This is a genomic window from Phytoactinopolyspora endophytica, from assembly GCF_004138495.1.
In the GTDB taxonomy this organism is placed as follows: domain Bacteria; phylum Actinomycetota; class Actinomycetes; order Jiangellales; family Jiangellaceae; genus Phytoactinopolyspora; species Phytoactinopolyspora endophytica.
In genome coordinates, this window is record NZ_ML142855.1 from 196,137 (window position 1) to 208,703 (window position 12,567).

General features: G+C 67.9%; 14 protein-coding genes. 13 read left to right on the forward strand and 1 reads right to left on the reverse strand.

Annotation, left to right across the window (positions count from 1 at the left end):
- The 9 genes from ELR45_RS15735 to ELR45_RS15775 all read left to right on the forward strand — a co-directional run.
- On the forward strand, window positions 1–764 hold a 764-nt coding region (locus ELR45_RS15735; RefSeq protein WP_165367807.1), incomplete at its 5' end, for a DeoR/GlpR family DNA-binding transcription regulator.
- A 75-nt stretch (window positions 765–839) separates the two neighbouring features.
- Window positions 840–2,042, forward strand: a complete 1,203-nt coding sequence (locus ELR45_RS15740) for a mandelate racemase/muconate lactonizing enzyme family protein (protein WP_129667252.1) — start codon at window positions 840–842, stop codon at window positions 2,040–2,042.
- Between the two features lie 55 nt (window positions 2,043–2,097).
- Window positions 2,098–3,276, forward strand: coding sequence for a 6-phosphofructokinase (locus ELR45_RS15745; RefSeq protein WP_129667253.1), 1,179 nt, complete (start codon window positions 2,098–2,100; stop codon window positions 3,274–3,276).
- A 6-nt stretch (window positions 3,277–3,282) separates the two neighbouring features.
- A complete protein-coding gene (locus ELR45_RS15750) occupies window positions 3,283–4,584 on the forward strand; it encodes an ABC transporter substrate-binding protein (RefSeq protein WP_129667254.1) in 1,302 nt (433 codons plus the stop codon).
- 13 nt (window positions 4,585–4,597) lie between these two features.
- Window positions 4,598–5,593, forward strand: a complete 996-nt coding sequence (locus ELR45_RS15755; protein WP_240759784.1) for a carbohydrate ABC transporter permease — start codon at window positions 4,598–4,600, stop codon at window positions 5,591–5,593.
- Window positions 5,583–6,428 carry a carbohydrate ABC transporter permease gene (locus ELR45_RS15760; protein ID WP_129667256.1) on the forward strand — a complete coding sequence of 282 codons (846 nt, stop codon included), beginning with the start codon at window positions 5,583–5,585 and terminating at the stop codon, window positions 6,426–6,428. The genes ELR45_RS15755 and ELR45_RS15760 overlap by 11 nt, the downstream gene beginning before the upstream one ends.
- Window positions 6,425–7,450: an alcohol dehydrogenase catalytic domain-containing protein gene (locus ELR45_RS15765; protein WP_165367808.1), complete on the forward strand. Its 1,026-nt coding sequence runs from the start codon at window positions 6,425–6,427 to the stop codon at window positions 7,448–7,450. The genes ELR45_RS15760 and ELR45_RS15765 overlap by 4 nt, the downstream gene beginning before the upstream one ends.
- On the forward strand, window positions 7,447–8,364 hold the full coding sequence (locus ELR45_RS15770) for a 2-deoxy-5-keto-D-gluconate 6-phosphate aldolase domain-containing protein (RefSeq protein ID WP_129667258.1): 918 nt from the start codon (window positions 7,447–7,449) through the stop codon (window positions 8,362–8,364). The genes ELR45_RS15765 and ELR45_RS15770 overlap by 4 nt, the downstream gene beginning before the upstream one ends.
- Window positions 8,365–8,384: 20 nt before the next feature.
- On the forward strand, window positions 8,385–9,047 hold the full coding sequence (locus tag ELR45_RS15775; protein WP_165367809.1) for a GntR family transcriptional regulator: 663 nt from the start codon (window positions 8,385–8,387) through the stop codon (window positions 9,045–9,047).
- Window positions 9,048–9,054: 7 nt separating this feature from the next.
- On the opposite strand, the gene ELR45_RS15780 is transcribed toward ELR45_RS15775, so the two are convergent.
- Window positions 9,055–9,459, reverse strand: coding sequence for a hypothetical protein (locus ELR45_RS15780; RefSeq protein ID WP_129667260.1), 405 nt, complete (start codon window positions 9,457–9,459; stop codon window positions 9,055–9,057).
- 189 nt (window positions 9,460–9,648) lie between these two features.
- On the opposite strand from ELR45_RS15780, the gene ELR45_RS15785 reads away from it, so the two are divergent.
- From ELR45_RS15785 to ELR45_RS38015, 4 genes are all read left to right on the forward strand, one after another.
- Window positions 9,649–10,305 carry a dihydrofolate reductase family protein gene (locus tag ELR45_RS15785; RefSeq protein WP_129667261.1) on the forward strand — a complete coding sequence of 219 codons (657 nt, stop codon included), beginning with the start codon at window positions 9,649–9,651 and terminating at the stop codon, window positions 10,303–10,305.
- Window positions 10,306–10,544: 239 nt separating this feature from the next.
- Window positions 10,545–11,024: a Dps family protein gene (locus tag ELR45_RS15790; protein ID WP_129667262.1), complete on the forward strand. Its 480-nt coding sequence runs from the start codon at window positions 10,545–10,547 to the stop codon at window positions 11,022–11,024.
- 30 nt (window positions 11,025–11,054) lie between these two features.
- Window positions 11,055–11,561, forward strand: coding sequence for a type 1 glutamine amidotransferase domain-containing protein (locus ELR45_RS15795; protein WP_129667263.1), 507 nt, complete (start codon window positions 11,055–11,057; stop codon window positions 11,559–11,561).
- A 118-nt stretch (window positions 11,562–11,679) separates the two neighbouring features.
- On the forward strand, window positions 11,680–12,567 hold an 888-nt coding region (locus ELR45_RS38015), incomplete at its 3' end, for an alpha/beta-hydrolase N-terminal domain-containing protein (RefSeq protein ID WP_276320687.1).

The following is a 12,567-nucleotide window of genomic DNA, read 5'->3' on the forward strand; positions in this document are numbered from 1 at the left end:
GCTACGACGCCGCGCCGCAACGGCGCGAAACGATCCTCGAACAGCTGCGCCGTGCGGGGCACGTGTCCGTGTCCGGCATCAGCCAGCAGCTCAGCGTGTCGGAGATGACCGTCCGGCGGGACCTTCGGCGGCTGGCCGCAAGCGGAGAGGCCGTGCTGGTCCATGGCGGTGCGAGCCTGCCGCCGAACGCCCGCGCGCACCCGGCGTTCCTCTCTCGGGCGCTGATCAACGGTGACGCCAAGCGCCGGATCGGGCGGGCCGCCGCAGCCATGGTCTCGGGGGGTGACACCGTCGGCATCGACGCGGGCACCACGGCGCTCGAAGTGGCGACCGCCTTGCCGGACGATTTCGCTGGATGTGTGGTCACCCACTCGGTGCCGGCACTCGCCGCCATGCTCAACAGGCCCGCCGCTCGGGCCATCGCCGTCGGTGGCGAGCTGTCGCAGGAGAACCAGGCGCTGATCGGCCCGAGCGCGGCACAGTTCGTCGGCAATCTGCGGTTGAACGTGCTGATGCTGGGTGCGACCTCGATCGACGACCGCGGGCTCTACGTCCTTTCTGAGCTCGAGCTCAGCGTCAAACAGGCGATGATCGAGGCCGCTGACCACATTGTCCTGGTCTCTGACACCTCGAAGGAGGGCTCGCCGGGGGCGGTCCGCGTGTGTGGCCTGGAGCGGATCGACACGGTTGTGACCGACGGGTCGTTCGGCGAACGGCTCACCGGACGACTGCGCCAGATCGGTGCACGCGTCGTCGTCGCCTGACCTCGCTCCCGGATATCCGGACCAGTTTCGTTCGCACTCTTGACATCCATCGCGTTGTCGCAAACACTGCATGCAATGTTTGTAAACGAACAACCACATCGGTTCGCCGCCGAGCCGCTCGCGGGCCGCCAGGTGCCGCCGCTTCCGGCCAGCCCGGTCGTGGCTGTCACGTACCGCGTCTTCCGCGCATCGACGACGGACCGGGTGGCGATGTCGTTCGCGCCCATGGCCCACCGGTCGATGGCCGTCGTCACCGTCGAGCTCGCTGACGGCCGGCGCGGCATGGGGGAGTCCTGGGTGAACTACCCCTCCTGGGCGTGGCGCGAGCGCGCGGCCACGATCGACGAGGGTGTCGCCCCGCTCCTTATCGGGCGGACCTTCAAGGACCCGGCCGAGGCCTACGAGCTCTTGACGTCGACGCTCGTGCCGCTCGGCCGCCAATGGGGTGCACCCGGGCCGATCTACCAGGCCATCAGCGCCGTCGATACCGCTCTGTGGGACATCACCGCTCAGCATGCGGGCGTATCGCTCGGCGTCGCGCTCGGTGGGGTCCGGGCGATGGAGCTTCGGGTCTACGGGTCCAGCCTGGGACCGACCGATGTGGAGACGACGGCGCGACACTGCCGTGAACTCGGCCTGACCGCGGTCAAGGTGAAGCTCGGGTTCGGGTGGCAGCGGGACGAGGCGAACCTGCGCCAGGCGCGGGATGTCCTTGGCGACGAGGTCGAGATATTCGGCGACGCCAACCAGGCATGGTCTCTGCCGCAAGCCCTTCAGATGGCGCCCTTGCTGCGGGAGCTGGGCGTCGCCTGGATCGAGGAGCCGATCAGCGGTGACCGTCCGGAGGATCTCGCCGAGCTGCGCACCCGCGGAGGGCTCGCCGTGGCTACCGGGGAGAACCTGCACGGTGCCGCCGCCTTCCGGCCGTACATCGAGCCGCAATCCGTGGACATCGTTCAGCCGGACCTCTCCAAGGTCGGTGGACCCACCGAGTACCTGCGGGTGCACGAGCTCGCGCACCGGGCGGGCGCCGTCGTCAACCCTCATCTCTACAACGGTTCCGTGGCGACGGCGGCGACGATCCAGGTCGCGGCGGCCCTGCCGGGCACCCGCCTGGTCGAGTGGGATGTCCGGGCCAACCCGATGCGAGCCGCGATCGACGCGCTGCTGACTGACCACGGGACCGTGCGGGTGCCGGACGGGCCTGGACTGGGCGTCGAGATCGACCTGGAGGCGCTCGCCGACGTCGAGGAGGATCTGTGGGCTCCACGATGCTGACCGTCGGCCTCGACCAGTTCCCGCACCATCGCGCCACCGCCGTGGGAGGTGTGTGATGCGTGTCCTGCTCGGTCAGACCGGTGCGCCCACCGCGGTGGTGAACCGCAGCGTGGCCGGGTTCCTCCGAGGCGCTGGTCCACACGAGGTGATGGTCGCCCGCGGCGGCCCGGACGCGCTGGTCGCGGGCAGGTTCGAGAAGCTTGCGGACGTCGGCTTCCCGCCCGGCGTGGAGCGTGACGGCGGCTCCTGGCTCGGCGGAGGCCGTCGCGCCACCAGCCCCGCCGATGTCGACGCCATCGTCACGGAGCTGGAACGGCACTGCGTCGACGGCATCGGGCTGATCGGCGGCAATGGGACGATGGCGCTGCTCGCCGCGGTCGCCGGCCGGGCTCGGGAACGTGCCGTCGGCCTGCGCGTCGTCGGCATACCCAAGACCATCGACAACGACCTCCTCGGTGTCGACCACGCGCCCGGCTTCGCCTCGGCCGCCCGTTACCTCACCACCGTCCTGCCGGACATGGCGCGGGACCACCGGGCGATGACGTCGGTGGAGCCTGTGCGCATCGTGGAGACCATGGGCCGCGCCGCTGGCTGGCTGGCGCTCGCAGCGACGCTGCCACGCGACCCAGAACATCCGGTGCACCGGGTGTTCACGCCGGAGCAGGCGTTTGACCGGGACGGGTTCCTGCGAGACGTCCGTGCGCTCGTCGGACGACACGGGCGCGCGCTCGTCGTCGTCAGCGAGGGCTACGCGCCTGAGCTGACCGACGCGCCGGTGCACGCCACCAACCACACCACTCTGATCACCGGAGGCGTCGCCCGAGAGCTCGCCGCGATGGTCGCGTCCGAGCTGGCTCTGCCGGCCCGGGGCGAGGTCCTCGGGGTGGCGCAGCGCTGCGCTTCCGCTCTCGCCAGCGGCGTCGACGCCGTCGAGGCCGAACTCGTCGGGTACGAGGCGGCGCGCCTGCTCATCGGGTCCGGCAGTCGCGTCTGCGGCGGCGGTCCCGACGGTGCCGTCATGGTCGGCATCGAACGGGTCCCTGGCGCCGAGTACGCCGTCACCTACCCGCTCGTCCCGCTGAACGACGTGATCGGGCTTACCCGCACGGTGCCCGACCGCTGGAGAACGTCCGAGCCGCTCGACCTGCGCTCCTTCCATGACTGGCTCACACCGCTCGTGTGCCCGGTCGAGCCGGTGGCTCACACACTCACCGTTCCAACGGAGGAAAGGTAAGAGATCATGCATCCTCGCAGAAAGCTCATCGCCGGCACCGCCGTGGCGAGCGCGCTCGCGCTCGCCCTTCCTGCTTGCGGAAGCCCGTCCGACGCCACGTCCGGCGGCGCGGACTCGATCACCGTGATCATGTCCAACCATCCGTTCCAGCGGGGCGTCGAACCGCTCATCGCCGAGTTCGAGGAGGAGACCGGGATCGAGGTAAACGTCGAGACGTTCGCCGAGCAGCAGGCACGCGACAAGATCCAGCTCAACCTCCAGTCCCAGAGCGCCGCCATGGACGTCTACATGACGCTGCCGTCCCGGGAGGGTCCGCTGTTCGCCGAGTCGGGCTACTACGAGCCGCTGGATGACTACCTCGCGGATGCCTCTGAGGACTACCAGGCCGACGACTTCGGCAGCGGAGCGATCGATGGGATGAAGGTGGACGGGACCACATACGCGGTTCCGGTCAACGTCGAGGGCCCCGTGCTGTATTACCGGACCGACCTGTTCGAGGAGTGGGACCTGACGCCGCCGGCGACGGTCGACGAGCTCATCGACACCGCCGGGACGATCGCCGAACGCGACCCGGAGATCACGCCGATCACCCTCCGTGGACAGGCTCCGGCGCTACCGTTCACCTTCGGCCCGTTCGTGCATGGCAACGGTGTCGAATGGACCGACGACGACGGTGCCCCCAACTTCGACGAGCCCGGCGCGGTCGAGGCCATCGAGCAATATGCGACGCTGGCTCGCGAGTACGGCCCGCCCGGCGTGATCAACTACACCTTCACCGAGTCTTCCGCGCTGTTCGCGCAGGGGAAGGCCGCGATGATGCTCGAGTCCAGCAACGAGCTGAACAGCGTCGTCGACGAGTCCAACTCGACCGTCGGGGAACAGGTGGGTGTCGTGTCGATGCCCGCCGGGTCAGACCGGTCCTCACCCACGGTGCTGTCCTGGGGGCTGGCGATGTCGCCCCACTCGGACAAGAAGGACGACGCCTGGCGGTTCCTCGAGTGGGCGTCCAACCCGCAGACCCAGCTGGCGTTGACCGAGGCCGACATCGCCCCGCCCCGGACGTCTGTCGCCGAGGATCCCGCCTACACCGACACGCTCGACACGCCCACCTTGCAGGCCTGGCACGAGGCCGTCGTCGACCTGCAGGAGAACGGACACGTCGAGGTAGGCCCGGTCGGTTCCGACGCGCCGACGATGCGGCAGGTCATCGGCGACGCCGTGGGTGAGGTCATTCTCGGCGACATCACCGCCGAGGAGGCGGCCGCGGAGATCCAGGCCGGCCTCGAACCGCTGCTTGCCGAGGAATGAGCGGCGAGTGGGAATGCGACCAGAGGCGATGACGACGACGATGCCGACCGCAACCGAAACCCAACGCCAGGCGCGCGACGGCGGCGACGTCGCGCACCGCTGGCCGCGGCACCGGCCGTCGCAGCGACACTTCCCGGGAGCGACGCCGGTCTCGCGTGGGTTGTGGCCGCTGATGCTGCCCGCGGTGGTTGTCACCGGTCTGCTTGTGCTCATGCCGGTGGTGTACACGGTGTGGCTCTCGATCTCCGACCGCCGGCCGGACGGCTCGAACGCGGGGTTCGTCGGCGTGGCGAACTTCTCGCAGATGTTCGACGACCCGCTCTTCTGGGACTCGGTGCAGGTGACCCTGTTCCTGCTGGTCGTCTGTCTGGTGGCCGAGACGCTGCTAGGGCTGGCACTCGGCTATCTGCTCAGCATCGACGTCCCTGGGAGGCGGATCTTCCAGGGCGTGATGCTGATTCCGGCGATCACCGCCTCGGTGGCCGTCGCCCTGGTGTGGTTGCTGATCTACGATCCGACCCTGGGCCCGGCGAACCAGATTCTCGACGCCGTCGGGATCGATCCGGTGGTGTGGCTGGGAGATCCGGACATCGCTCCCTGGTCGATCGCTATCGTTGACATCTGGCAGTGGACACCGCTGATGGCGCTGATCATCGCAGCGGGGATCCGGGCGTTGCCGAACGAGCCATTCGAGGCCGCCGGGATCGACGGAGCGTCGAACTGGGCCAAGGCACGGCACATCGGGCTGCCGCTTCTCATGCCGGTGATCTCCGTGGCCGTCCTGCTGCGGACTGTCGACCTGGTGCGCTTCTTCGACACCGTCTACGTGATGACCCAGGGCGGTCCGGTCAACTCGACCAACACGCTGAACGTGTACGGCTACCGCAGCGCCTTCATCGACCAGGAGGCGAGCTACGCCGCAGCCCTGCAGCTGAGCCTGCTGCTGTTGGTCGTGATGATCGCGGGCGTGTTCACGTGGTGGCGAAGGAGGCGGACCATTGAGTACTGATACCAGGCGCGGGCCGGGGCGCGGGCGCGGGCTCGCCCCCGTATACCTCGGCTACGTCGTGGCGGCGCTGATCTTCTTCGGGCCGGTACTGTTCATGGTGTGGTCGGCGTTCCGCCGCAACGTCGACATCACCGGGTCCATCTTCGACGTGACCTCGCCGCTGACGCTGGACAACTTCACGAACCTCTTCGAGCGCTTCGCGTTCCTCTACTACATCCGCAACAGCTTCATCATCGCCGGCGGCTCGACACTTCTCGGCCTGTTGCTTGGCGTTCCCGCTGCGTATGTGATCGTCCGTCGGAGACTTGCCGCGGTGGGTTTCATGACGCTACTGGCTCGGATGGCGCCTGGGGTCATGTTCGTCCTCCCGCTCTTCGTGCTGTCGGTGAACATCGGCGCACCGTCGAACAACACGCTGAACTTCTTGCTCTTGATCGCCGCGCACCTGATCATCACGCTCCCGCTGTGCGTATGGCTGCTCATCCCGTTCTTCGAGGACATTCCAGTCAGCCTGGAGGAGGCCGCCATGCTGGATGGCTGCACGGTGGGACAGCGATTCCGGAACGTCGTGCTTCCGCTGGCGCTCCCTGGGCTGTCCGTCGCCGTGACTCTGAGCTTCATCTTCTCGTGGAACTTCTTCCTGTTCGCGCTGGCGCTGGCGAACTCCGACACGGTGCCGTTGCCGGTCATCGCGTTCAACTTCATCGGCCAGGGCGCCAGCGACTACGGCGGGTTGATGGCGGCCAGCGCCCTGATCTCGCTACCGGCGTTCCTGCTGACGATCCTCGCGCAGCGATGGCTGGTGCGCGGCCTGACCGGAGGTGCAGTGAAATGACGACGAACACCATGGCCCGGTTCGCCGGGAACGGCGTGATCACGTTCGAGACGAATGATATGGAGCCGGTGCGCCCTGGCGAGGTGCGGCTGCGGGTGGAGGTGTGCGCCTTGTGCGGCTCGGACAAGCGGCTGCTGGCCGCCGGCTCCAGGGTTGTGCCCGGCCACGAGATCGCCGGGGTCGTCGTCGAGACCGCCCGCGATGCCATGTCCGGCGGTGGTACCGGTGGTGACCGCGTCGGCGTCGGGACCCGGGGCATCGTCTACATCCCCGTGTTCTGCGGGCGTTGCGCCCAGTGCGAGCGCAGCCGGACGAACCGCTGCCTCCAGCTGGGAGAGCTCATCGGCTGGCAACGCGACGGCGGGTTCGCCGCCTACGTCGACGTCCCGGCGAGGTGCGTGATCCCGGTGCCCGACGACATCGGGCTGGACGTTGCGGTGCTGGGCCTGGACACCGTCGGCACTGCCGCGCACGGCCTGCGGATGGCCCTGGCCACGCAGCCCGACGCACCGCAGCGGCTGCTGGTTGTCGGGTGCGGCCCGCTCGGGCTGGGTGTGATCGCAGTCGCCCAGGAGTTCGGGATCCCGGAGATATACGCCACCGACCCGAATCCGGCCCGCCTGGCGACAGCCCTGGAGAGTGGGGCCAAGGAAGCTACAGACCTGCACAGTCACAACCAGTACGACGTTGCGGTGGAGGTGAGCGGCGCCGACCGGGCGCGCGAGCTCGCCCAGCAGGTCATCATGCCCGGCGGGGCCGTGCTCGTTCTCGGCGAGTCGAACGAGCCTTACACCATGCCGGCGAATCCCCGTTGGCGCCGGACGGACTGCTTCACTGTCCGCTCGTTCTACTTCCCGCTCGACGAGGTGGAGCAGAACTGGAAGGTGCTGAGGCACTGCGGTCCGTCGCTCCGTGACCGCCTCGCCCATCCGCTCGCCCTGTCCGATCTCCCGGAGGCGTTCGAGTCGTTCGCCGCGGGTGTCCACCTCAAACCGTTCATCATCACTGGAGCCGCCTCGTGAGTCGTCCCGATCTTTTCGTCCTTGCGGTCGACCAGCGGCCATGGCTCACTCAGGCGCTGTACTCCCACACCCGTATGGCCGACCCGGACCAGCGCGCAGAGATCTGCCGCGGCAAACACATGGTGCTCGACGGCCTCGTCGCCTCCATCGATTCCGGCATTGCCGTGAGCCCAGACTCTGCGGCGATACTCGTCGACCCCGAGCTGGGGCCGGGCGTTGCCGAGCGGGCGCGGGCACACGGCATCACGGTCAGCATGCCGCTGGAGAAGGCGGGACTCGATGTCTATGAGGACGAGCCCGACGACGTCGGCGCGTACCTTGCGCATCATCGCCCGGACCTGGCGAAGGTCCTGGTCCGCTACAACCCGGAGGGCGACCGGGAGGCGAACGACCTGCAGCTGCGCCGCCTCGCCAGCACGGCTCGGGCCGTCCGTGACGCCGGCTCGCGGTTCATGTTCGAGCTGCTCGTCCCGCCGACGCCGGAGCACGAGGCCGCCACGGGCGGCCGCGCGGCGTACGACGCCGAGGTTCGGCCCGGGCTGATCCTGCGCGGGATGGAGGAGGTGTCCGCGAGCGTCCCGGTGGACGTCTGGAAACTGGAACCGCTGGGTGCCGAGAGGGACTATGCGGCTGCAGCCGAGCGCGCGGCGAGCACGGGCGGGGAGTGCATCGTGCTTGGGGCGGGCGCTCCGGCCGCTGACGTGGAGACCTGGGTGGGACGAGCCGCGCGGGCCGGCTTCTCCGGCTTCGCCGTCGGGCGCAGCATCTGGTGGTCGGCCATGCGGGAACTGTTGTGCGGGACGATGGATCATGGTGTCGCTGTGGATCAGGTCGCCGAGAGGTACGTCCGGTTGGTCGTGGCATTCCGGCGAGCACGGACGCCGAGCGAGGACGTCTCGGCTGTGTGTTCGTGACGATGGAAGGTGGGGGACTTGTGAACGACGTGGTGGGCGGGCCCGTCCTGGACCGTGGGGTGCGGGTGGGGGAGCGGGTCTATCGAACCCTGAGGTACCGCATCGTGACGGGCGAGCTGGAGCCGGAAGCGCGGCTGTCGGTGCCGGCCATCGCACGCGAGCTCGGGGTCAGCCGCAGCCCGGTGCGTGATGCTGTCCTTCAGCTGGTCCGCGAGGGCCTGGCGAAGGAGACGCTGAACCGCGGCGCCATCGTCTCCAGCATCAGCCGCACTGAGCTGGTCAGCCTGTACGAGGCCAGAGAGGCACTCGAGGGTATGGCCGCACGGCTGGCGACGCCGAACTTCACCCACGACATGCGACGTCGCCTGCTGGCCAACCTGGCCGAGCACGACGAGGCGGTCGCCCGCGGTGACTTCGACCGACACATCGACGTCGACGCCGCCTTCCACCGTGAGATCCGGATGGCGGCGAAGAGCCCGGTCATCGCCCGGATGCTGGATGAGATTCAGGGTCAGATCATGATCGCTATGCGCTCGACCAGCATCAGCGGTGGCATGGACCGTGCTCTGCACGACCACAGGCAGATCTTTGAGGCTGTCGCGGCCGGCGACCCGGACGCCAGCGAGGCCGCTGCCCGCCAGCACATCGCGCGGCTCACCCAGCTCCTCAGGTTGGACGGCTGATGTTTTCTCACGGCGCGGTCACATCGGCCGCGTGTGTGTACGGAACCGCCACGACCTGGTCGGGATCCTCGTACACAACCGTCCCCGGATGGTCGGTTCGAAGCTCCACCCATGCGACGCCGTATCGGTCCAAGAGGCGGAGATACCCCTGACACATGTCGAGCAGATGCGTCGCATCGCTCTTGAACCAGGACCGCGCGCCAGGGTTCAGCTCAGGGTCGTAGCATCTCGGATCTCGGGTGCTCGGGTCCGGATACGCCGCAGTCGCCTTGGCGTTGGCCTGCTTCCACCACTCGTGATCAGCCGCGCTCAGCTTGCAAGAGCGCCCGAGGCGATTGGTCAACGCGAAGATTCCGGGAAATCGGCCGTGCCGGTTGGGCACAGCGCTCTGGAAACGGACGAAACGCGGCATGCTGGCACGGTACGACTCCGGCCATCCGGAACAGCCGTGCGCCACGCCGCTGAGTCACTCGTCGCCGCTGGCGGCTTGCGGCCGTGGGCCGGCTGAGTCGCGAAAGTGTCGAAATCCAAACCGGCCGTTCGACGTGAAGGTAAGCGTCAGTCAAACCGCTGACATTCGAATCTATATAAGGAGTGAAAGATGTCCTCGACGGTGCTGTACATGTCGATGTCCCTCGACGGATTCATCGCGGGACCCAACGAAACCCTGGACAACGGTCTCGGTGACGGTGGAGAGCGGCTGCACGAGTGGGTCTTCTCAGGTGACACCGGTCTGGCCTTGGACGAAACCGGCCCCGTGCTTGACGCCGAGGACCGCAGCGCGGATCACCCCGAGGCAGCCGTTGGGGGACACCTAAGGGTGAACCGCCAGATCGTCAACGAGTTCATGTCCACCGGGGCCGTGATCGCCGGACGCGCGACCTTCGAGCCCGCGGGCGGCTGGCGAGGCGACCATCACGATGGTGTGCCCATCTACATTCTCAGCCGCCATGCGGCGCCCGCCTGGGTGGCAGATTGGCCGGCCGTGCATTACGTGAGCGACCTCGAGGTCGCTGTGCGAGATGCCAAGCGGGCTGCCGGCGAGAAGAATGTGCTGGTGCACGGGGCGGGTATCGCGCAGCGTGCGCTCGGCGCGGGGCTTCTCGATGAGCTTGAGATCCACCTTGTGCCTGTGCTGTTCGGTGATGGCCGGCGGTTGTTCGAGCACCTCGGCGTCGGGCAGCGCGAGTTGGAGCGGGTCAGGGTTCTGGAAGGAGATGGTGGCGTCACCCACCTGCGCTACCGGGTGTGCCGATGAGGGCACAGCACCGGACGTGTCCGAGAAACGACGCTTTTCCACCGGAACCCGTGATTGGTGACAGCTGCAGAGCCTTGGGCCGTGTGGAAGCTTGCTGTCGCTGGAGCGTATGAACGCGAAAGCAGGCGTGGGCAGAGCGCGTCAAGCAGATCTTGTCCGGAGCTGCCGCCTTCACGTTTGACGGGATTGGCGGTGGGTACCCCGGCTGGACAGCGTCCCACGTTGCGAGAGGAGGCGTCATGACGGCCCCAGAGAGTCCGATCAAGGTATCGGGACACGACGTCGCGGAACAACTGCAGCCCGTGCTTGTCGATCTGATCGCCTTGACATTGAACGGCAAACAGGCGCATTGGCACGTCTTCGGCAAACAGTTCCGGCCGCTGCACGAGCAGCTGGACGTGATCGTGGCCGACGCGCGCAACTTCACTGATGAGTTCGCGGAGCGGATCGTCGCGCTCGGCACGCCGGTGGACGGCCGCGCTCAGGCAGTGGCAGAGTCCGGCTCCGGCTTCCCGGAGGGATTCCTCCCCGACGACAAGGTCATCGCCTTGGTGGTCGAGCAGCTCGATACCGTCATCGAACACGGACGTCGGACGCTCGGTCCGCTGGAGTCCATCGACCAGGTGACACAGGACCTGGTCATGGAGATGATCGGCACGATGGAGAAGCGCCGCTGGATGCTTGCCGCATACCGGAACGACGAGCGGACACACGGCTGAGACGGCCACAGACTGCAGAGAGGAAAGGGAATGGCGCGCGTCGCATTCATCGTCGATGACATCTTCGAGGATTCGGAGTTCCAAGTCCCGTACGACCGGGTAGGTGAGGCCGGCCATGAAGCCGTGATCGTCGGCGCGTCCGCCGGCAAGGAGATCACCGGCAAGAACGGGGCGAAGATCACGGTGGAGAAGGGCTCGTCCGAGGTGAGCGCAGACGACTTCGACGCGGTGGTGCTGCCGGGTGGGTACTCGCCGGACAAGGTCCGCATGGACGCCGCCGCCGTCGCGCTCGTCCGCAAGCTCCACGACGACGGCAAGCCGGTTGCCGCGATCTGCCACGCTCCGTGGATCCTTGCCGAAGCCGACGTGCTCCGGGGCAAGACCATCACGTCGTGGCCGTCACTGCGTACCGACATGGTCAACGCGGGCGCGACGTGGGTCGACGAAGAGTTGCACAAGGACGGCAACGTGATCACGTCGCGCAAGCCCGACGATCTGCCCGCCTTCTGCGACGCGGTTCTGGCGGAGTTGCGGTAGAAGCCCCCGCCGGTCACTAGACTGTCTCTACGAAATACCGGCGACGGTGCCGGCGGTCTGCCGCTTCGGGGCGTGGTGTCCGGCATCTGCCGGCTGGGTGAGCTGACCGGAGGAGCTGGTGGCCGAACGCGCGGAAGCGGTCTCGGCCGACCAGTGGGCATATCGGGAGCGGAACGCTGGCCCCGCGTCGAACGGAGAGGTGCCTGACCTCGGTGATGGCCCTCGAGCCTGGGCCTCCCGTTTCTGGTGTTCGTTCTCGTCCATCGGGCTGGCCGGCGGGATCATCGGGTTCTGTATCTCGCTGCTGCCATCGTTGATCCCGCGGCACTGGCTCGTGCAGGCTGCGTTCTCAGGCCTCACCGTGGTCCTCGGGTACGCAGGCGCGGTGCTGCTCGGATGGGTGGCAAGGCGTTCCGGGGTCCGCCCCGACTGGTCCGAACGTACTCGGCGCAGAGGCCGTATCGCTCTCGCGGTAGGCGGTGTCGTCGCCGTGGTGACACTGACGGTGCTCAGTGCGCGCTGGCAGTCTGACCTCCGCCGATTGTTCGAGATGCCCGGGGTGGAGCCGGCGTTCGCGGCAGTGCCTCTGGTGGCGGCCGTGGTCGCCACCGGGCTGATCATGCTCGGGCGCGCGGTTCGGAGTTTCGCATGTCTGGTCAGGCGTACGTTGGGCCGGTGGCTGCCGGACGTCGTGGTGCGTATGAGCGGAGCGGCGCTGCTCGCCGTCTTCCTGGTGCTGATCTTCAATGGCGTCTTTATGACCTGGTTGGTCCAGGGGATGGACCGTGTCGCCGTGGCGATCGAGGCAGATGACCCCGGTGTCGCGCAACCGGTCTGGCCGGAGCGCTCCGGGTCAACTGACTCCCTGATCCCATGGGGGTCTCTCGGCGCGGGCGGACGCGCGTTCGTGTCGGGCGGGCCGTCACCGGACACGCTGGCGGATTTCGCGACGAGACGCGGCAAAGGGTCGGCGGACCCCGATGCCCAGGTCCCCATCAGGGTCTAC